21 protein-coding genes and 1 pseudogene are annotated in these 18441 nt (G+C 49.6%); 11 read left to right on the top strand and 11 right to left on the bottom strand.

What is annotated here, in order from left to right; genetic code table 11:
• Positions 1-101: 101 nt before the first annotated feature.
• From HZB62_08565 to HZB62_08515, 11 genes and pseudogenes are all read left to right on the top strand, one after another.
• Positions 102-869 (top strand): precorrin-8X methylmutase, encoded by a 768-nt coding sequence (locus HZB62_08565; GenBank protein MBI5075197.1) that lies wholly within the window; start codon positions 102-104, stop codon positions 867-869.
• Positions 866-1935 (top strand): annotated as a pseudogene (locus tag HZB62_08560) (energy-coupling factor ABC transporter permease). Before HZB62_08565 ends, HZB62_08560 begins: the two are co-directional and overlap by 4 nt.
• 2 nt (positions 1936-1937) lie before the next feature.
• A complete protein-coding gene (gene cbiQ / locus HZB62_08555; protein MBI5075196.1) occupies positions 1938-2690 on the top strand; it encodes a cobalt ECF transporter T component CbiQ in 753 nt (250 codons plus the stop codon).
• Positions 2678-3532, top strand: coding sequence for an ATP-binding cassette domain-containing protein (locus tag HZB62_08550; GenBank protein ID MBI5075195.1), 855 nt, complete (start codon positions 2678-2680; stop codon positions 3530-3532). The genes cbiQ and HZB62_08550 overlap by 13 nt, the downstream gene beginning before the upstream one ends.
• Before the next feature lie 3 nt (positions 3533-3535).
• Positions 3536-4054 (top strand): cob(I)yrinic acid a,c-diamide adenosyltransferase, encoded by a 519-nt coding sequence (gene cobO / locus HZB62_08545; protein MBI5075194.1) that lies wholly within the window; start codon positions 3536-3538, stop codon positions 4052-4054.
• On the top strand, positions 4038-5156 hold the full coding sequence (locus tag HZB62_08540) for a cobalt-precorrin-5B (C(1))-methyltransferase (GenBank protein ID MBI5075193.1): 1119 nt from the start codon (positions 4038-4040) through the stop codon (positions 5154-5156). Before cobO ends, HZB62_08540 begins: the two co-directional genes overlap by 17 nt.
• On the top strand, positions 5149-6405 hold the full coding sequence (gene cbiE, locus HZB62_08535) for a precorrin-6y C5,15-methyltransferase (decarboxylating) subunit CbiE (GenBank protein MBI5075192.1): 1257 nt from the start codon (positions 5149-5151) through the stop codon (positions 6403-6405). The genes HZB62_08540 and cbiE overlap by 8 nt, the downstream gene beginning before the upstream one ends.
• Positions 6406-7122: a precorrin-2 C(20)-methyltransferase gene (cobI, locus tag HZB62_08530; GenBank protein ID MBI5075191.1), complete on the top strand. Its 717-nt coding sequence runs from the start codon at positions 6406-6408 to the stop codon at positions 7120-7122.
• Entirely contained in the window at positions 7119-7919 is an 801-nt protein-coding gene (gene cobM, locus HZB62_08525; protein MBI5075190.1) for a precorrin-4 C(11)-methyltransferase, read from the top strand. Before cobI ends, cobM begins: the two co-directional genes overlap by 4 nt.
• Positions 7903-9687: a precorrin-3B C(17)-methyltransferase gene (gene cobJ / locus HZB62_08520; GenBank protein ID MBI5075189.1), complete on the top strand. Its 1785-nt coding sequence runs from the start codon at positions 7903-7905 to the stop codon at positions 9685-9687. Before cobM ends, cobJ begins: the two co-directional genes overlap by 17 nt.
• A gap of 4 nt (positions 9688-9691) precedes the next feature.
• Positions 9692-10945, top strand: a complete 1254-nt coding sequence (locus HZB62_08515; GenBank protein MBI5075188.1) for a hypothetical protein — start codon at positions 9692-9694, stop codon at positions 10943-10945.
• Between the two features lie 62 nt (positions 10946-11007).
• Here HZB62_08515 and HZB62_08510 read toward each other — a convergent pair whose 3' ends face one another.
• From HZB62_08510 to HZB62_08460, 11 genes are all read right to left on the bottom strand, one after another.
• Positions 11008-11253 carry a sulfurtransferase TusA family protein gene (locus HZB62_08510; protein MBI5075187.1) on the bottom strand — a complete coding sequence of 82 codons (246 nt, stop codon included), beginning with the start codon at positions 11251-11253 and terminating at the stop codon, positions 11008-11010.
• Between the two features lie 17 nt (positions 11254-11270).
• Positions 11271-11684 carry a DsrE family protein gene (locus HZB62_08505; GenBank protein MBI5075186.1) on the bottom strand — a complete coding sequence of 138 codons (414 nt, stop codon included), beginning with the start codon at positions 11682-11684 and terminating at the stop codon, positions 11271-11273.
• A 1-nt stretch (position 11685) separates the two neighbouring features.
• Positions 11686-12048 carry a DsrE family protein gene (locus tag HZB62_08500; GenBank protein MBI5075185.1) on the bottom strand — a complete coding sequence of 121 codons (363 nt, stop codon included), beginning with the start codon at positions 12046-12048 and terminating at the stop codon, positions 11686-11688.
• A 9-nt stretch (positions 12049-12057) separates the two neighbouring features.
• Positions 12058-12354, bottom strand: a complete 297-nt coding sequence (locus tag HZB62_08495; protein MBI5075184.1) for a hypothetical protein — start codon at positions 12352-12354, stop codon at positions 12058-12060.
• A 149-nt stretch (positions 12355-12503) separates the two neighbouring features.
• Positions 12504-12689, bottom strand: a complete 186-nt coding sequence (locus HZB62_08490; GenBank protein ID MBI5075183.1) for a 4Fe-4S binding protein — start codon at positions 12687-12689, stop codon at positions 12504-12506.
• 72 nt (positions 12690-12761) lie between these two features.
• Positions 12762-13928, bottom strand: a complete 1167-nt coding sequence (gene nrfD / locus HZB62_08485) for a polysulfide reductase NrfD (GenBank protein MBI5075182.1) — start codon at positions 13926-13928, stop codon at positions 12762-12764.
• Positions 13921-14730 (bottom strand): 4Fe-4S dicluster domain-containing protein, encoded by an 810-nt coding sequence (locus HZB62_08480; protein ID MBI5075181.1) that lies wholly within the window; start codon positions 14728-14730, stop codon positions 13921-13923. Before HZB62_08480 ends, nrfD begins: the two co-directional genes overlap by 8 nt.
• A complete protein-coding gene (gene dsrJ, locus HZB62_08475) occupies positions 14727-15128 on the bottom strand; it encodes a sulfate reduction electron transfer complex DsrMKJOP subunit DsrJ (protein ID MBI5075180.1) in 402 nt (133 codons plus the stop codon). Before dsrJ ends, HZB62_08480 begins: the two co-directional genes overlap by 4 nt.
• On the bottom strand, positions 15128-16741 hold the full coding sequence (locus HZB62_08470; GenBank protein MBI5075179.1) for a (Fe-S)-binding protein: 1614 nt from the start codon (positions 16739-16741) through the stop codon (positions 15128-15130). The genes dsrJ and HZB62_08470 overlap by 1 nt, the downstream gene beginning before the upstream one ends.
• 2 nt (positions 16742-16743) lie before the next feature.
• Complete coding sequence (dsrM, locus tag HZB62_08465; protein ID MBI5075178.1) at positions 16744-17736, bottom strand: sulfate reduction electron transfer complex DsrMKJOP subunit DsrM; 993 nt, start codon at positions 17734-17736, stop codon at positions 16744-16746.
• Positions 17733-18296, bottom strand: coding sequence for an RsbRD N-terminal domain-containing protein (locus HZB62_08460; protein MBI5075177.1), 564 nt, complete (start codon positions 18294-18296; stop codon positions 17733-17735). The genes dsrM and HZB62_08460 overlap by 4 nt, the downstream gene beginning before the upstream one ends.
• Positions 18297-18441: the final 145 nt, after the last annotated feature.

The following is an 18441-nucleotide window of genomic DNA, read 5'->3' as shown; positions in this document are numbered from 1 at the left end:
ACCTTGAATTCGGTAAGCCAGACATTATGACTGCAATCAGGCAGAGCGTTGAAGACGGGGCAACAAAGATTGTTGTCCATCCCTATTTTCTCAGCTCGGGTATGCATGTTACAAAGGATATTCCTGAAATAATCAGCAGGGCTCGGGAGAGATTTCCTGCTGTTGAACTGGTCTATACAGAGCCGCTCGGCATTCACGATAAGCTGGTAGAAATCGTGATAGAGCGCATACAAAATGTAAAATTTGCAGTTCCTCTTGATATCGAGAAGAGGAGTTTCGAGATAATATCTGAGGAGACTGACCTCAGCGATTTTCCCGCTGAACAGGTGCCGATCGTAAAAAGGGTAATACATTCAACCGCCGATTTTGAGTTCAAAAAAACCCTGGTCTTTCATCCTGGCGCAGTGAAGGCCGGTCTGGATGCTATCAGGGCAGGCCGGAATATCCTGACTGATATAGAGATGGTGAGAGCCGGAATCAACAAGAAGCTCCTGGGCAAGTGGGGAGGGAGGGTTATCTGCAATATTACAGATGACGAGGTTGTCAGAATATCTGAAGAGACCGGAAGGACCCGCTCGGAAATTGCGATGGAAAAGGGACTTGATGAAAATATCGGCATTATCGCTATCGGAAATGCCCCGACTGCGTTATTGAAAATTATCGAGCTGTTTAATTCACCTCTTGCCCCGCGCTCCTTGCCCCTTGTGGTCGGAGTCCCCGTCGGCTTCGTAAAGGCGCTTGAATCAAAGGCACTTCTTGCCACGCAGCCATTTCCGTTCATAACGAACTTGGCCAGAAAAGGCGGCACACCGGTGGCCGTGGCTATTGTTAATGCAATTTTGAAGATGGCAGCAGAGGAAGATAAATGAAGGGTCAAGGGTCAAGGGTCAAGGGTCAGAGGTGCAATAAAACGCTCATCGCGTTATCCGTTGTTCTCTACTCTCTGCTTTTTACTCCCAATGTGTACGCAATGCATATTTCAGAAGGGATTCTTCCATTCAACTGGGCAGCGCTATGGTATCTGGTCGCAGCCCCTTTTGTCGCCTTTGGCATCTACCGGCTCAAGAAACGCTCAGTCCTTGACCTGTCATTTAAACCCCTTGTCGGACTGATGGCAGCGGTTGTCTTTATCATCTCCTGTATGCCTATCCCTGTCCCCACGGCAGGGACGTGCTCGCATCCGTGCGGGACCGGCATATCAGCGATTCTGTTAGGTCCGGCAATAAGCATTATCATAGCCACTGTCGCCCTCCTTATTCAGGCACTTTTTCTTGCTCACGGAGGACTCAGTACCTGGGGCGCAGATATTGTCTCAATGGGTGTGATGGGGTCTGTTGCCGGATTTCTTGTCTTCAGGGCTTTCCGGCTGATAAAAGTGAATATGGCAATCGCCGCCTTTCTGGCCGGCCTTATTGCCGATTGGGCAACCTATTTCATGACCGCTGTCGAGCTTGCATCCGGGATCAAAGGAGACTCGCCGTTTGCCCCTCTATTCTGGAAGATAGTTATCGCCTTTATCCCTACACAGCTTCCTCTTGGGCTTCTTGAAGGCGCGATGACCGCAGGGATGGTCATGCTGCTTTATAAGAAGAGGCCTGATCTGCTGGTGAAAATGAGAGTATTGAAGCCTGAAGAGGTAACAGGATGAGAGTTCAAGGTTCAAAGTTCAAAGTTCTATGCTTCATAGGAGTTCTCCTGCTCGTCACTCTTTACTCATCACTTGTTACGGCCACTGAGAAATGGTCCGGGGTTGATGAGTCGGTTGTCAATAAATTTGCCAAAGAGCACGGCAGGGAAGCCAGGGAACCCCTTATCAACACAGATCAGGGCGATCTCCTGCTTTTTGTATTTCTGCTTGCGGGAACTATTGGCGGATTTATGGCAGGATATTACTGGAGAGTCCTGGTAGAAAGGAAAAACAGGGACGGAGAATGACCATGCATCTGTTATCTGAACATATGAGGCAAGGGCATATCTTTTCGGAGATCGATGCGAGGCTGAAGCTTCTTGTTTCCGTTGCTCTTCTTCTCCTCGTTTTGAGCCACAAGGGATTCGGATTTCCCCTTGTTGTCCTGGCCATGAGCCTGCTGCTCTGCATAATGATGAGGGTATCCCTGAAGGTCTTTATGCTGAGATTTTCGGAGCCTGTCTTTATTGCCTGTGTGCTGGTCCTGATAAAATTCTTCTTCTCCGGCAGGGACGTTTTTTTCACGTTTTCGGTATTCGGTCTTGAGATAACAGGTTATCGGGACGGACTGATAGCCGGACTGCTGGTTGCTGCACGGATAGTCGGAGCAGTCTCGGTTATTGCAGTGCTCGGCTTTGCCACCTCATTTACAGACCTGATAACCGGCCTCGCCTGGTTCAGATTTCCGAAAACGCTGATCGAGATATTGCTGTTTGCCTATCGATATATCTTTATGCTCCTCGAAGACGCATTGGTCATCTATAATGCCCAGAAGAACAGGCTCGGATATTCGAGTGTCAGGCGCGGAATGAACTCCTTCGGTGTGCTGGCCGGGTCCCTGATACTCAAGGCCTTTGAGCATAGCCAGAAGGCAACAGTCGCCATGGTCCAGAGAGGATATGACGGCACCATGCCTTCGCTGCAGCATAAGCCCTTTAAGCCTTCGGAGATCGCCGTATCGGTTGCCCTCGTGGTTGTGATGGGATTACTATGGAAGATGTAGTCAGGCTGGCAGTACGTTTAGAGGCATTTAAGTATCCTGACGGGACAAAGGCGATGTCGGCAGTAGATCTTGATATCCGCAAGGGTGAGTTTGCAGGTATCCTCGGGTCGAATGGTTCCGGCAAGACCACGCTCCTCAAGATCATGGACGGACTGATCCAGGATATTGCAGGCAGCGTGCATCTCGATGGCATAGACATAAGAAAACTCGCGCCGAGGGAAATCTACCGGAAGGTGGGTCTTGTTTTTCAAAACCCGGATGAGCAGCTTTTTGCAGCGACCGTGGCTGAAGATGTTTCCTTCGGACCGCTTAATATGGGGTTCAGCCGGCTTGAAACCCATGAGATGATCAAGAAGGCCCTGAGGGATGTCGAAATGCAGGAGTATGGCAACAAGGCTATCCATAACCTCAGCTTTGGACAGAAAAAAAGAGTATGCATTGCCGGACTGCTTGCGATGGGACATGAGATACTCCTCCTTGACGAACCGACTGCAGGTCTTGACCCTATGGGTGAGTATAAAATGATGAATCTGCTGAAGAGTCTGAATCAGAAAAATGGTGTGACCATTGTGATGGCAACGCATAGCGTGGATCTTGTCCCCCTGTTTCTTGACAGGCTTTATATCCTGAGCAAAGGCCGGATCATGAGGGGCGGAACGCCTGAAGATGTCTTTACCGCGCCTCACGACATGGAGCATGTGAAACTGAGGCTGCCGCATATTGCTGAGATGATCTATAGGCTGAAGCATGAAGACAAGATCGCCTTTGGAAAGCTGCCTCTTACGGTTGGCGAGGCGAGAAGAGAAATATTAAAAATAATGGAAGATACAAAGGAAGACTGAATTATGCGTAAAGGGTATGTTCAGGTATATACAGGAAACGGCAAAGGCAAGACAACTGCGGCATTGGGTCTTGCTCTGAGGGCTGCCGGAGCAGGACTGAGGGTATATATCATGCAGTTCATAAAAAAACGCAGGTGCAGTGAACATAAGGCGCTCGAGCGTTTTGATGACCTGATAACCATTAAGCAGTCAGGCAAAGGCTTTATCCTGAAAAAGAAGGCAAATGCATCTGACAGGGAAGCAGCCAGGCTGGGGCTTGAGGAGGCGAAGATGATCATGCAGTCGTGTGATTATGATCTGATCATCCTTGATGAAGCAAATGTTGCGGTCAACCGTGACCTTATCAGCACTGAGGAGCTTATAGAAGTTATGGAGATGAAGCCTGCTACTGTCGAACTGGTTATAACCGGAAGGTATGCGGACGAGAGGATTATTGAAAAGGCGGACCTTGTGACCGAAATGAAGGATGTGAAGCACTATGCAAAGAAAGGCATAAAGGCACGAATTGGAATCGAAAAATAGTACTTTGAGGTCAGGATACACAACCGGTGCATGCGCTGCTGCTGCGGCAAAGGCGGCTGCGACAATATTGTTACAGGGGCAGGTGGCAGGGGTTGCGGATGTTGAAATCCCGTTTCCTGATGGAACCAGGCATGCGTTCAAAATTCAGAATTCCGGGCTTAGAATTCAGGATGGGAACACGATTGCTGAAGCATCGGTAATCAAGGATGCAGGTGACGATCCTGACGTGACGAACAATGCTGAAATTGTTGCATATGCAAAGACCGTCGATGTAATGGAAAACGATAATGGCGGAGTAGTGATCAAAGGCGGCAATGGCGTAGGCGTAGTCACCAAACCCGGTCTTTCGGTTCCTGTCGGAGAACCTGCCATTAATCCGGTGCCGAGGAAGATGATCAGGGCGGCAGTGGCAGAAGCTGTCAAGGCATACGAAGTGCCGGACAGCAGAAACATCGAGATCACGATTACAGTGCCAAATGGGGAGGATCTGGCAACGAAGACGCTCAATGCGAGGCTCGGCATTATCGGCGGCATATCGATCCTCGGCACCTCAGGCATTGTGAGACCTCTTTCGGCAGAGGCCTGGACAGCAAGTATTACTGCGTCAATGGATGTGGCAAGGGCAACCGGGCGCAAGGTGATAGTTCTGTCTACCGGGAGAGTATCCGAGAAGGCTCATATGAAACGCTGCAACCTGCCGGTAGAGGCCTATGTGATGATGGGAGATTACGTCGAGTTCTCTCTCAACGACGCAAAAAAACATGATTTTAAAGGGATCCATCTAAGCGCTCATTGGGCGAAGATGCTGAAGATCGCTATGCGTATTCCGCATACACATGTGAGGCATGGTGCTATTGACCTGCATCAGGCAGCTCTTTTTTTGAATAATTTGATCCCCGGACTTTTGGATACGACCTGCGATTTCAACACCGCGCGTCAGATGTATGATGAAATCAGCTCAAAACTGGGAACGCGGAGCACAGAACTCTTATCAATGGTATGCATTAAGGCAAAGGAATATGCCGAAGATATTGCCGCAGGCATCCCGGTTGTTGCATATCTTGTATCATACGAAGGGGAGATAATTGCAGAGAGTGAATAAGGTATATGTCATCGGCTTGGGTTACCGGCCCCTGAATGCAAAAGCAAAGGAGCTGATTTTAAATTCAGAGGTGATTCTTGCATCAAAAAGGCTCTATGAAGTTTTTCAGAGATATGCGGAATTCGATGCGGTCAAAGACAAAATAAGGGTGATCAATAAGGTTGATGAAACTATTTCATTTCTTCACGCATCTCTCATCACGCATCTCTCGTCACAGCCTCTCGTCCTCCTCGCATCAGGCGATCCGCTCTTCTTCGGCATCGGAAGGAAGGTGCTGGAGGAATTTGGTCATGCCCATGTTGAGATACTCCCTGATCTTTCGAGCATTCAGCTTGCCTTTGCCGGGATCGGAGAGCCATGGGATGATGCGTTTCTGATGAGCCTGCACGGAGGCCCTGATCCTGAAAAAAGAAGAAGACTGCCTTACGAACTGAAAGACCTGCCGATGCTGCTTAAGAAGCATAAAAAGATCGCTATACTTACCGACAGGGAAAACAATCCGTCAGTGATTGCCCGGTATCTTGATTCTGATCCGGAACTTACCCTGTATGTCTGTGAAAGATTGGGATATGATGATGAAAAGGTCCGTAGCGGCAGACCGGCAGAGATAGCAGAAATGTCTTTCAGCGATCCAAATGTTGTGATAGTCAGAAAAGATCGCGGGCAGACGGAAACATCCGACCCGATCTTCGGTCTGAGGGAGAGTGATATTGTCCACTCAAGGGGTCTTATAACAAAAGATGAGGTCAGGGCAGTATCGATCCACAAGTTGAGGCTTCCGCAAAAAGGCGTATTCTGGGACATAGGGGCAGGATCGGGATCGGTCTCGATCGAGATTGCCAGGCTCTATCCTGAATTAAAGGTCTATTCAATAGAGAAGAATGAAGAGCAGATCGGAAATATCAGGGAGAATGTTGCACACTTCGGATTATCCAATGTCGGAATAATATCAGGTGAAGCTCCTGATGCTTTAAAAGATCTGCCCAGTCCTGACAGTGTCTTTATCGGCGGCAGCAGCGGACATATGGCCAAACTCGTGGGCCTGATAAACAACGCCATGTCAAAAGGTATAATCGTGATCAATGCTGCGACACTTGAGACTCTGAACGAAGCGATGAAAGCCCTTGCAGATAATGGATTGGAAACAGAAGTTTCAGAGGTCTCCGTATCCCGGTCTAAAAAAGTCGGCAGCAAACAGCATATGAGCGCGCTGAATCCTGTCTTTATAATCAAAGGAGAAAAAAAGTAAATGCCCGGAAAACTGACTGTGATAGGTGTAGGCCCTGGAGATCCTGAACTTCTGACCTTAAAGGGGCTGAGGATACTGAAGGCTGCAACCTGTATTTTTGTGCCGAAGGGACGTGAGGAGGGAAGCAGCCTTGCATTGTCAATAATCAGCAGTCTGCTGGACCTCTCCGGCAAGGAGGTTATTGAAGCTTACTTCCCGATGAGGAAAACAAGAGGCTCTGCAGAACAGGGTGATCTTGATGCCCAGTGGCAGAAAACTGTCGAGAATGTTCTCGTCAGGCTCGATAGCGGCATTGATGTTGTCTTTATCACGATCGGGGACCCTACTGTTTACAGCACTTTTTACTATCTGCATGAAAGACTGCTCGCGCTGAATCCTGACATCACCGTAGAGATCATTCCCGGTGTCTCGTCCATTATGGCATCTGCTGCCAGGGCTGGTGTCTATCTCGGGATTGCGGATGAACGGATCGCGGTGCTTCCCGCAAATTATTTAGCAAACCTCAATGACACACTTCAGAAGTTTGACACGGTTGTGCTGATGAAGGTGAATAAGGTTTTCGAGCAGATCAGGCAGAAGCTCAGTGAAATGCAGCTGACAGACAAGGCTGTCTATATAGTGCGGGCAGGAATGGAAGACGAAAAGATATTCCGCAGCCTGAAAGACGTAACAGATAATGACCTCAACTATTTTTCTATGGTGATAGTGAAGAAATGAAAAACAATAATGGAAAACAGAATCTCTCCCCATCTCTTAAACAGCAACAGGTTTATTTTGTCGGGGCAGGTCCTGGCGATCCCGAGCTTCTTACGGTTAAGGGGCAGAAACTCCTTAAGAAGGCAGATGTGGTGATCTATGCCGGAAGCCTGGTAAATCCTGCTCTTTTGAAGGGTTTGAAGGCGAAGGTTTTTGATTCTGCGTCGATGGATCTTGATGAAATAGTCGGCGTTATCAGAAGGGCGATTAAACAAAGAAAACGTGTTGTGAGGCTGCATACCGGCGACACCTCTTTTTATAGCGCCATAACCGAGCAGATAGAGCGCCTGCAGGAACTGGGCATCAGCTATGAAGTGGTGCCCGGAGTATCATCTGCCCTGGCAGGTGCAGCAGCCATGGGGCAGGAACTCACAATACCTGAGATCAGCCAGACCGTTATATTTACGAGACTTGAGGGCAGGACGCCTGTGCCAAAAAAAGAGCGGCTTTCAGGACTTGCGAAACATCAGGCAACCCTTGTCATTTTCCTGAGCGTAGGAATGATTAAAAATGTTGTTGCTGAATTAATGCAGGGGTACCAAAAAAATACCCCTGTTGTGGTTATTGAGAAGGCCTCCTGGCCGGAACAGAAGATTGTCAGGGGGACTCTGAAGAACATTGCAGATCTTGTGGAAGAGGCAAAGATCAAAAAAACGGCGCTGATATACGTCGGAAAATCTTTGAAGGCCTCTGAGCAGGCAATGGGAAAAGAGTCGAAGCTCTACCATAAGGATTTCAGGCATGAGTTCAGGAAGTAATAACCAGACTGAAACAGGTGAGGTTGCGATATTTTATGTAACAAACAGAGGCCGGGGGCTGGCAGAAAGACTCGCCGGTCATTACTTGGGAGCAGACATCAGAAAATATACTTCTACGTTTTCATCTCAACTGTGGAAGAAGGACAATACCCTTATATTTATTATGGCATCAGGCATTGTGATCAGGACAATTGCGCCTTATATGAGGGATAAGAAGACTGACCCTGCTGTCATTGTTATGGATGAAAAGGGGCAGTATGTCATCAGTCTGTTGTCCGGCCATCTTGGCGGTGCGAATCAGAAGGCAGAAGAAATCGCCGGTTATCTCGGAGGGAAGGCGGTTATAACGACTGCCTCTGATCTGAATAAGCTTCCCTCAATCGATCTCTGGGCCAAGGCAAACGGTCTTGTGATAGAAAACTGGGACCTGCTTTCAAAGACCGGGACAAGGCTGCTGAACAGGGGAAGTATCTCTGTCCTTGCAGAGGTGGAAGTCGAGCTGCCGGAGGCATTTATCTGGACGGAAGATGCAGGGACTGCTGACATGATAATTTCATCTAAAGCAATAACAGCAGGCGGGAAAAAGCAGGCTTTGTATCTGAGGCCCAGGAATCTGGTGCTCGGTATTGGCTGCAACAGCGGCACCTCAGCGCAGGAGATCGACGCTGCCGTCAAAAAGACGCTTGCTGATCATAACCTGAGCTTTCTTTCTGTTCGTTGTATATCAACGATAGATATTAAGATGAGGGAACCCGGATTGGTCTTATTTACAGAGAAATGCGGGCTTGATCTTCATGCTTTCAGTGCGGACGAGCTGAATACCGTTAAAGGTGTTACTCCATCGCATGCAGCAAGAAAGGCTACAGGAGCACAGGCTGTTGCAGAGCCTTCGGCCCTCCTTGCAGCAGGAAGCGGACAACTGCTCGTGCCTAAGCAGAAGATCGGTAATGTTACCGTAGCGGTTGCCAGGAAATCAGAAGGAAGGCAGAAAATGGAATACGGAAAAATATTTATTGTTGGAACAGGCCCCGGCAGAATAGATCACATAACTCCTTATGCGCAGAAGGCGATTATGGATTCTGATGCGATCGTGGGATACGGAACGTATCTCGAACTCATTCAGGCCCTGACAGCCGATAAAGAGATCGTCTCTACCGGCATGACGCAGGAGATAGATCGCTGCAGAAAGGCCATAGATCTGGCCACCGAAGGAAAAACAGTTGCCGTTATCAGCGGGGGTGATCCCGGAATTTATGCCATGGCCGGCCTTGTGCTCGAACTGCTGATGAACCGAAATTCTGAAGCCGGAATTCAAAAGCTGGAAGTTGAGGTTATTCCCGGTATATCCGCGCTTAATGCCTGTGCATCACGCCTGGGCGCTCCGCTGATGCATGACTTTGCCTCTGTCAGCCTCTCTGACAGACTGACTCCCTGGGAAACTATAGAAAAAAGGCTTGATGCTGCGGCAGCAGCAGATTTTGTTATTGCACTGTACAACCCAAAGAGCAAGGGGCGGGCTGAGCATATCAGCAGGGCGCGTCAGATCATTATGCAGCATCGGCGCCCTGATACGCCGGTCGGCATTGTAAAGGCCGCGATGAGAGAGAATGAGTCTGTCGTTGTTACTGATCTTGAGCATATGCTTGAGCATGACATAGATATGCAGACTACGATAATCATAGGAAACTCCAAAACCCTGACATGGAACCATCTGATGATCACGCCGCGTGGATATGAGAAAAAACGCCAGTTCCGGGATAATGCGTAGCAACGTGTCCGGGAAAAGTGCAGCAGCACTATTATGGGACGAATCATTTCTCTGGGGAGTTATGGCACTGAAGGCTCTGCAGAGCGCTGGACTTGCTTTCGACCTTATTCGGGCTGATGAAATTCAACAGGGCCAGCTTAATAAGTATTCTCTGCTCTTTGTCCCTGGCGGATGGTCATCAAACAAGATGAAGGCATTGGGTGAAATCGGGGTTGGTGAGGTAAAGAGATTTGTTCATGAGGGAGGGAGTTATCTCGGCTTCTGCGGTGGAGCAGGTCTTGCGACACTTGATGGTATCGGTCTTTTAAAGATCAGACGAAAGCCCACAAGGAATAGAATCCCGAGCTTTAGCGGAAGGATTGCTCTTAAAACATCTGACCACCCTGCTTTTCACGGTATTGACCTTGAGACGCCTGTATTTCATGCCTGGTGGCCTCCTCAGTTCACTGTTGAGGACAATTCCGTAAGCGTAATCGCCTCATATGGGGAACCAATGCCGGATGCATTCAGCTCTGACCTGAATATTGGCGATGTAGAAAGCAGTGGTGGCTGGGCAGATCTTGAGAAGCTTTATCAAATCAACCTCGACCCCAAAAAACTCCTTAATGACCCTGCTGTTGTAGAGGGGAGTTATGGCCGCGGAAGGGTGCTACTCTCACTTGTGCATTTCGACACATTGGATGATAATAATGGCTCTCAGATACTGAAAAATCTATGGGAATATCTCAAAGGTCATCAGGGCTGTCGGTCAAGGACCATGGGGCATAAGGAGTCGTCAGAGACGCCTTTCCCGTTACCAGCTGCATCTGAGATCAGTATTCTTGAATCTGCAGTATCAGACATAATCGATCTCGGCATCAGAAATTTCCTCTGGTTCTGGCGAAACCCCATGCTTCTTCAGTGGCGAAGGGGCGTCAGGGGACTCGAATATTGCACGCTTTCTATCATGGTCAGGGAAATTGCTGCAAGGCTTGGAAGTCGTCCGGCTGCAAAGAACGGAAATATGGAAAATAACTTGAAAGCTATCAACAGGCAGCTTGTTTATTTTTCGGAAAAGGCAAAGAGATTGCTGGTCCTCGAAAGGCTTGCAATGCAGAGCGGGTATATCACTTATGAGCGGTGCGATGACCCTGAAATACGTAAGATCCGGGAAGAGCTCTTTTCTTCATCAAAGAGCTACGGAGGACTGTTTAAGAAGATAATTGACCGTATTGATGCGCTCCTCTATATGGTAATCAAAGAAGAGCAGGATGATTGATTCCAGCTGCCAATAAAAAAGCCCCCGGTTTGCGGGGGCTTTTTTGCATAATCAATCGGCGCTTAGGGCTTCTGGATATAGATATCCCAGCTTTCACCGGTCTTCACAACTTCAAAAGCCATTCCCTTGCTCTCTGCAAATCTCGGGAGCGAATCCTCGGCTGATGCAGGGGCATCGCAAAGGATCTTGAGAATGCCGCCGTTGGGAAGCTTTTCAAGTGCCTTCTTGGTAAGAACAAGGGGATAAGGGCATACGCGGCCCAATACATCCAAAACCTGTGTCGGTGTCTGTGCTTTTAAATCTGCCATTTTTCTTCCTCCTTAATTTAGCAGAAGAGGAGATGATCAGCCGTCTCCATCTCCTTCTGTATTTCACTATAGGATACAATGTTCGCTTTCATATCACCACCGAGATCATCGGCATCCATGACCAGGTTCTCCTCGGTAAGGCCGAACTTGTCAAGATCTTCCTTGCAGATAAGGACCTTCAGATCAAGAAGAAGGGTATTCTTCGCATGTCCCTCGTTCGTTGTGATGCCATAATGCTTGCCGGCCTGCTGGTTCTTCATAACGTTGAATACGCCGTCACCGACATAGGAAATAGAGGCCTCGACAAGGTCTCCGTCATTAAGGTAGATCTCGACGGTCTGACTTGAGATCGCATGGGTCAGAGCAAGCCGTGATGCCTCTGTTTTATAGGGAAGTGAACGGACAACAAATGCAAGTTTCCTGGTCGCCATATTAGTCTCCTCCTATATGCAGGACTCTATCTGCTTCAAAGGTGCTCGCAAGATACCAGTCCATACTCTTCCGCTGGAACCCCTCAGGGCAGTCTTCCTTATGGTAGCCCCTTGCCTCTGCGCAGGCTTCGCATGCCGTGATATTGAAATTACCGGTTGCTAACATTTCCTGAAGGGTCTTTGAGAGAAAAGAATAATCTTTAAAGGCCTTCTGTCCTTTTTTCGCAAGCATGGTAGCATTACCGGACATCCAGAAATCAACGTTATGTCCTTTTTTCACGGCAGCTTCTGCAAGCTTTACGGCAAAATCAAGTGACATTGAGCCTACCAGTGATGAAAATGTGCCGATTGTCAATTTACCCATAGTACCCTCCTATAACCAGATTACTTTTTCGTAATCGTTAAAGATAAGATCAACCACATCGCTGTAGTTGACAGCCTTTACGCGGCTGTCGAGCTTGTCCGCAGTAAAACCTCTGCTCTCGAAGTCCTCGGTCAAGGCAAAGAATTCAGCCTTCTTGTCAAGGATGGCACATGCCTTGCCGTCTTCTTTTGCTGCAGCATGATAAACACCATTGCCGACAAGGATGATGCCGAGCTTTTCAGCACTGAGCCTGTCTATGATGTCGGATCCTGTCCTGTAGTCGCTCATGAGTACAGCTAATTTCATTAGGAACCTCCTTAATAGGGTTGTGAAAAGTTCTGTTTTATACCAGTTAGCAGCAAATTGGGTCAAGATAATAGCCCGCTCTCCTGCTGCCAACGTTCGCTTCCCGACACATCCCGGGTCGCCGGATGCTGCGGCAGCGAAAAAGGCTCTTACATCTCGGTAAGTGTCACTGCGCCTGACGGACAGACGCTCGTGCAGGTCTGACAGCCTTCGCAATCATCAGCCCGCGTTGCAGAAGCCTTGCCGTCTACCATGTCAAACACGCTGACAGGGCAGTTATTTGAGCATTCTTCACAACCGGTGCAGGTATCAGCATTCACCGCTAAAAGATACATAGGTATTTCCTCCTTTTTTAAATTAATAACGTGTTATTTGTATACAACGGCATCTACAAGATTACCGTGACATCAGTGCTCAACCGCACCATTTTCTTCCCTGACCCCTATCGCAACCTTATAGAGCAGCGTCAGGACCAATAATCCAACAGCATAAACGCCAAAGGTGATCGCAAGCTCAGGCATGGTCGGCGCATATTCCGTCACCCGCTCGAAAGGGTTCGGCACAAAGCCGCCGATAACAAGACCCATGCCCTTGTCTATCCATGCAGCGATAATAACCCCCACAAGCGCGAGCTTCAATGTCCCTTCGTTCTGGCGGGTGGACGGGTTTACGAGAAGTGCTATGCTGGCAAAGGCAAGCACTGCAGCGGTCCACATCCAGGGCACAAGCTTGGTATGGCCGTCAAGTCCGGCAAAGAGATAAACAAGCGGATGCGCATGGCCCGGGATACCGCTATAGAAGGCCGTAAACACCTCAAGCAGGAAGAAAAAGACATTCGCACACATTGCATACGTAACGATCTTGGCCAGTGCCTGGATGGCCTCCTGTCCAGGATCAAACTTGCTGAACTTCCTCACCAGAAGGGCAAGAAGCACAAGGATTGCAGGTCCGCCTGCAAAAGCTGAGGCAAGGAACCTGGCTGCCATGATAGCGGTAAGCCAGAGGTGCCTGCCGGGAAGACCTGCATAGAGAAACGCCGTTACCGTATGAATACTGACTGCCCAGGGGATCGAAAGATAGATCAGCGGCTTGACCCACTGGGGCGGAGCCACCTGTTTCTGGTCAGCAGCCAGTGTTGTCCAGCCGATGATAATGTTCAGGAAGAGGTACCCGTTCAGCACGAGCGCATCCCAGAACATGACCGAGTTCAGCGTTGGATGCAGAACAACGTTCAGGACCCTCATCGGCTGACCCATGTCGACCAGGATGAAGAGCATGCACATGGTTACCGCAGAAACGGCAAGGAACTCACCAAGGATCACGATCTTGCCGAACTTTTTGAAATTATGCAGATAGTAAGGTATAACAAGCATGACCGCTGATGCTGCCACGCCGACAAGGAACGTAAACTGGGCAATATAGAAACCCCAGGAAACATCCCTGCTCAGTCCGGTAATGCCAAGACCTTCGTTGAGCTGTTTCATGTACGCTAAAAAGCCGACGCCTATCACTGCAAGAAGGAAGAATATCCATGCCCAGTATCTGTTGCTGCCGCTAAGGGCCCTTTCAAACATGCTCGCCACCTCCAATCACATAGTAAATGCCCGGCTGTGTTCCGAGCTCAGGCTTGCGCCGGATCGTGTATTTCTCCGCGATCAGCCTTCTGACCTCAGACTTCGGATCTTCAAGATCACCGAACACGATCGCGCCGTCAGACGCCTCGGCGCAGGCAGGCTGCTTGCCGACTGCAAGCCGTTCATAGCAGGCAGTGCATTTTTCGACAACACCGATCATGCGGGTCGGGAATTCCTTGTTCTCGACCTTGATGGCATTGTCCTTCCTCGGGTCAACATAATTGAAGCTTCTGGCGCCGAACGGGCAGGCTGCCATGCAGAACCTGCAGCCGATGCAGCGATGCATATCCTGCATAACGATGCCGTCAGACTTGCGCTTGAAGGTCGCCTGGGTCGGACAGACCCGGACGCAGGCAGGGTTAGCGCAATGGTTGCAGAAGAGCAGAAAATTCTTCTCCTGCAGTTCCTTGTTCATGATCTTGTCCTCTGCCATATTGGGGAAGGTATGCTCATAGTCATCCTTCCATATCCATTTGATCTCATGCTTCGGATTTTTGAGTGTCGGAACATTGTGGATGTTATGGCAGGCGTCAATACACTTCTGATAATCCTCTTCTGTTTTGAGCTTGCTGACATCGACCACAAATCCCCAACGCTTTGCCTTGAGACCCTTCGGGTCAGGTGAGGACTGTGACGCCTCAAGACCGCTCCTGCTGATGCTCGTAATTGCCGCAGCACTGCCGACACCAAGGATCGTGGAAACACTTGCTAATTTCAGGAACTGTCTCCTGTTTATGCTCATGACTTTTCCTCCTTCGGTGCGATATGGCAGCTCCAGCAATAGGGTTTCACGGCCATGTAGTTATGACACTTGTCGCAGAACTCTTTTTTGTTCGAGTGACATTTCATGCAGGTATTCTGGAGACTGATGGCATACTGTTTACCGTTAGACCTGCTGGTATAGATCCGGTTGCCGTTGCGGACGACCTCGTCCCGCCAGTCGTTCAGAAGCTGCATATGCTCTGCCCTCATGAACTCCTTGCTCTCTACGCACTGCTTCACCGGCATGGCGTTTATCTCCGGCGTGTTAATGCTCGGTTCGATCTTCGCGTTTGCCTTTCCGAGGTTCAGCAGGAACGGTAATGCAGCCAGGATAAAGAAGACTGCAAGCCCTGCTATGATCTTTCCGGAATTGTACATTATTCGTTACCTCCCTTCCCGGGGAGCGGTTCGCCGCGCAGGTTCGTCTCCCTCTCCTTCTCTCCTGTCATGATCATGGCATTCGCCACAAGCTCATGCACACCGGCAACCCGTGTTCCCGGGACCCAGTAGTCCATGGAAGCAGAGAGCGTTGCCCGGTCAATGGCGCAGATATTTGCAAGCGTATTCACACCATATTTTTCGGTAACATGCTTCACGGCATTCGCCCTTGGCAGGCCGCCGCGCATCCTCAGCTCCATATTCTCGCTGGCATTCAGGCCGGTTCCGCTGCCGCAGCAGAATGTCCGCTCCCTGATCGTATTATCAGGCATCTCATGGAACTTGTTGCATACGTTGTTAATGATATAGCGCGGCTCCTCAAGAAGACCCATACCCCTGGCCGTATTGCAGGAGTCATGGTACGTTACAACAAGATCGTCGTTTCGGGTCGGATCAAGTTTCAGTTTGCCGTTCTTGATAAGGTCAGCCGTAAACTCGGTGACATGGATCATCTTGGTCGAGGCAGCGTTATCAAAGACCGTCCCGGTGATAGGGGACTTCGGCACTTCCATAAAGTCAGCCGGCCCGTTCCAGGTATCCATGTACTGGTTCAGGACCCTCCACATATGGCCGCATTCTCCGCCGATGATATATTTCACGCCAAGCCTTTTGGCCTCGGCGTAGATCTTCGAGTTCAGCCTCTTGGCCATTTCGTTCGAAGTGAACAAACCGAAATTGCCGCCTTCGGATGCATAGGTTGACCAGGTGTAATCAAGCCCTAATTCGTGGAAGAGCATCATATATCCCATGGCAGTGAATGTGCCGGGGTCTGCGAAGAGATCACCCGACGGGGTCACAAAAAGGATCTCTGCGCCCTTTCTGTTGAACGAAGGATTGATCCTGATGCCGGTGATGGTCTCGATGTCGTCGACCATGCCTTCAACGCTGTTCATGATGGCATGCGGCTCAAGGCCGAGGTGGTTGCCCTTCATGTAGCAATTTGCGACCGGTCCGGATATCCAGTCCGTGTTCAGGCCGAGGAGATTGGTGAATTCCCTTGCCATCATCGTGATCTCGGCCGTGTCTATGCCGTACGGGCAGAAGACCGAGCAGCGCCTGCACTCTGTGCACTGATAGAAGTAGTACCACCACTCCTTCAGAACACCAAGGTCAAGCTCACGGGCGCCAGCCAGTTTGCCGAGGTACTTGCCCGAGTTCGTAAAATACTTTCTGTACACAGACCGCATCAGCTCGGCTCTCAGAACAGGCATATTCTTGGGATCGCCGCCGCCGATAAAAAAATGACACTTGTCTGCGCAGGCCCCGCACCTGACGCATATGTCCATGAATATCTTGAACGAACGGTATTTGGAAAGTCTGTCAGCCATTGCCTCAAGGACCGTTCCTTCCCAGTCCTGCGGCAGCTTCCAGTCCTCCTCAACAGGAGACCAGTCACGCGCATTGGGGAATTCAACGATCTTGAGGTTCTTTCCTTTTGCTCCCCAGCAGATATTGCCCTGCTTCAGCTCTGCCGGCTTATCCATCCAGTTTTCATCCTGGGGAGGGTTGTAATGAATCTTTAAGAGTTCTTCTGGTGTTGGAAGTTTTGCCATGACTACTCCTTTTCGACCGGCAGCCCGGCCTTCTTCATCTTCTCCCTGAAGTCGTCTTCATATTCTTCATACGTATGGACATGGACGGGATAGTTCCAGGGGTTGATATGCCGGACCATTCTGCTGTCATTCGCCATATTCCTTGTCGGGCTCAGGAATACCCCTCCCATATGCATCAGCTTGCTGAACGGGAAATAGATCAGAAGCGTACAGATCAGAAAGAGATGTACATAGAATATGGCTCCTATCCCCTGAGGTATGACCGGACTCAGGCTGACCAGGCCCATGGCAAACTGCTTCACGGCGACAATATGCACTTTAAAGATATATCTCATAAGAATGCCTGACAGCGCAATGCCGAGAATAAGGAAGAGCGGGAAAAAATCAGATGCAAGGGAAATGTACCTGATCTGCGGCAGATAGACCCTCCGGAAGATGAGGAACGTCACTGCACCGAGGATCACGGCATCAGTCATATAGAAGAGCGGGGCTCCAACCTGGAAAAAGCTGTCCACTCCTTCCATCATTCTGAGGAGCGTCGGCACATCCTGAAAAAAGAAGCGGAAGTGCCTTGCAAAAATAAAAAAGAATGTCCAGTGAAATGCCAGGCCTGCGAGCCAGAGCAATTTCTCGGAACCGTAAACGATCTTGCCATCCTTCATCTCTGTCTTCAGGTTCCTGAAGAGAGAACGGAAGACAAGCACTTCAAGAAGCATCCTGCCGACAACCTGCAGGGTCGTCACAGGGTTCTCAAGTTTGTCATGTTTGATCCACGGAAGCGTCTTTTGCTGCCCGCAGGTAGTCGGAATACAGAATGGCACCGGTGACTTCGCCCACTGCAGAACGCGGTACATGAACCCGAAAATGAAGACCGCAACCGCTGCATAGGGAACTATGACCCCGAAGAAGAATTCCACCTGATGTGCCACTGTCACCCCGACCAATGCAAGCAGCGCGAGTCCCACAACTGCAATGAAGGGCAATACAACTTTCATGTGTTTACCTCTTTCTTTGGTATTGAAATGAACATGGTTTCCTGCTTCGCCCCCTCGACCTCGGTGACCAGATTCGCCTGCTGGAGGAGCCGGTAGGTCATGTTCCTCATCTCGTTCGCCTTGATGTCGTAGAGCTTTTCGCGGCACTGCATGAAGATATCAAAGGCGATAAGGACAAGGGAATCGATCTGTGATTCGAGGGCTGCGAGTTCTTCGGCAAGTTCTGACGTAAGGGGGATATCTTTGATCCCCTCCCTGATAATGCTCTTGAGAAAGAAGATGAATGCCACTGCCTGGGCCGCAGTAAATTCCTGGATCGCCCTTACTCTGATCATGGCATCAAGGAACCCTGAGACCTTTTCGACCTCGCCGCCCTGGACAAGCTCCTGAAAAATACCCTCTATCCCCTCATGGATGGTCTGACCTACCGGATTGGCAAATCTGTCCTTCTGGTTCTTAAGGAACCTGGCAGTCTCGGCAGGATAGGTGTCGAGAATGCGGTCGAACCACGAGGCAAGAATAACGTCTTTTTTTTCTGAAAGGATATGCTTCAGTCTCATCTGATGAAAAATTCTCCCCTCATACCGGCAGATAGAGAACTCGTGTTGTTATGGAAAGATGCTTTCGCTGCAGCAGCACAAAAAACAATACCCCAAAGAATGCTCAATGGGGTACTGTTATTGTCAGCCGCCTCTGCAGCCAAAG

The sequence above is a fragment of the Nitrospirota bacterium genome (assembly GCA_016214855.1).
GTDB lineage: Bacteria > Nitrospirota > Thermodesulfovibrionia > Thermodesulfovibrionales > UBA6898 > UBA6898.
The sequence above is the reverse complement of the archived record's forward strand: the minus strand, read 5'-3'. Positions and strand labels throughout refer to the sequence as shown.

Bases quoted from the DNA above. Each gene is read 5' to 3' on its own strand.
- HZB62_08565 (MBI5075197.1), top strand. From the start codon at position 102: ATGCATGTTACAAAGGATATTCCTGAAATAATCAGCAGGGCTCGGGAG.
- cbiQ (MBI5075196.1), top strand. From the start codon at position 1,938: ATGCATCTGTTATCTGAACATATGAGGCAAGGGCATATCTTTTCGGAG.
- HZB62_08550 (MBI5075195.1), top strand. From the start codon at position 2,678: ATGGAAGATGTAGTCAGGCTGGCAGTACGTTTAGAGGCATTTAAGTAT.
- cobO (MBI5075194.1), top strand. From the start codon at position 3,536: ATGCGTAAAGGGTATGTTCAGGTATATACAGGAAACGGCAAAGGCAAG.
- cobI (MBI5075191.1), top strand. From the start codon at position 6,406: ATGCCCGGAAAACTGACTGTGATAGGTGTAGGCCCTGGAGATCCTGAA.
- cobM (MBI5075190.1), top strand. From the start codon at position 7,119: ATGAAAAACAATAATGGAAAACAGAATCTCTCCCCATCTCTTAAACAG.
- cobJ (MBI5075189.1), top strand. From the start codon at position 7,903: ATGAGTTCAGGAAGTAATAACCAGACTGAAACAGGTGAGGTTGCGATA.
- HZB62_08510 (MBI5075187.1), bottom strand. From the start codon at position 11,253: ATGGCAGATTTAAAAGCACAGACACCGACACAGGTTTTGGATGTATTG.
- HZB62_08505 (MBI5075186.1), bottom strand. From the start codon at position 11,684: ATGGCGACCAGGAAACTTGCATTTGTTGTCCGTTCACTTCCCTATAAA.
- HZB62_08500 (MBI5075185.1), bottom strand. From the start codon at position 12,048: ATGGGTAAATTGACAATCGGCACATTTTCATCACTGGTAGGCTCAATG.
- HZB62_08495 (MBI5075184.1), bottom strand. From the start codon at position 12,354: ATGAAATTAGCTGTACTCATGAGCGACTACAGGACAGGATCCGACATC.
- HZB62_08490 (MBI5075183.1), bottom strand. From the start codon at position 12,689: ATGTATCTTTTAGCGGTGAATGCTGATACCTGCACCGGTTGTGAAGAA.
- nrfD (MBI5075182.1), bottom strand. From the start codon at position 13,928: ATGTTTGAAAGGGCCCTTAGCGGCAGCAACAGATACTGGGCATGGATA.
- HZB62_08480 (MBI5075181.1), bottom strand. From the start codon at position 14,730: ATGAGCATAAACAGGAGACAGTTCCTGAAATTAGCAAGTGTTTCCACG.
- dsrJ (MBI5075180.1), bottom strand. From the start codon at position 15,128: ATGTACAATTCCGGAAAGATCATAGCAGGGCTTGCAGTCTTCTTTATC.
- HZB62_08470 (MBI5075179.1), bottom strand. From the start codon at position 16,741: ATGGCAAAACTTCCAACACCAGAAGAACTCTTAAAGATTCATTACAAC.
- dsrM (MBI5075178.1), bottom strand. From the start codon at position 17,736: ATGAAAGTTGTATTGCCCTTCATTGCAGTTGTGGGACTCGCGCTGCTT.
- HZB62_08460 (MBI5075177.1), bottom strand. From the start codon at position 18,296: ATGAGACTGAAGCATATCCTTTCAGAAAAAAAAGACGTTATTCTTGCC.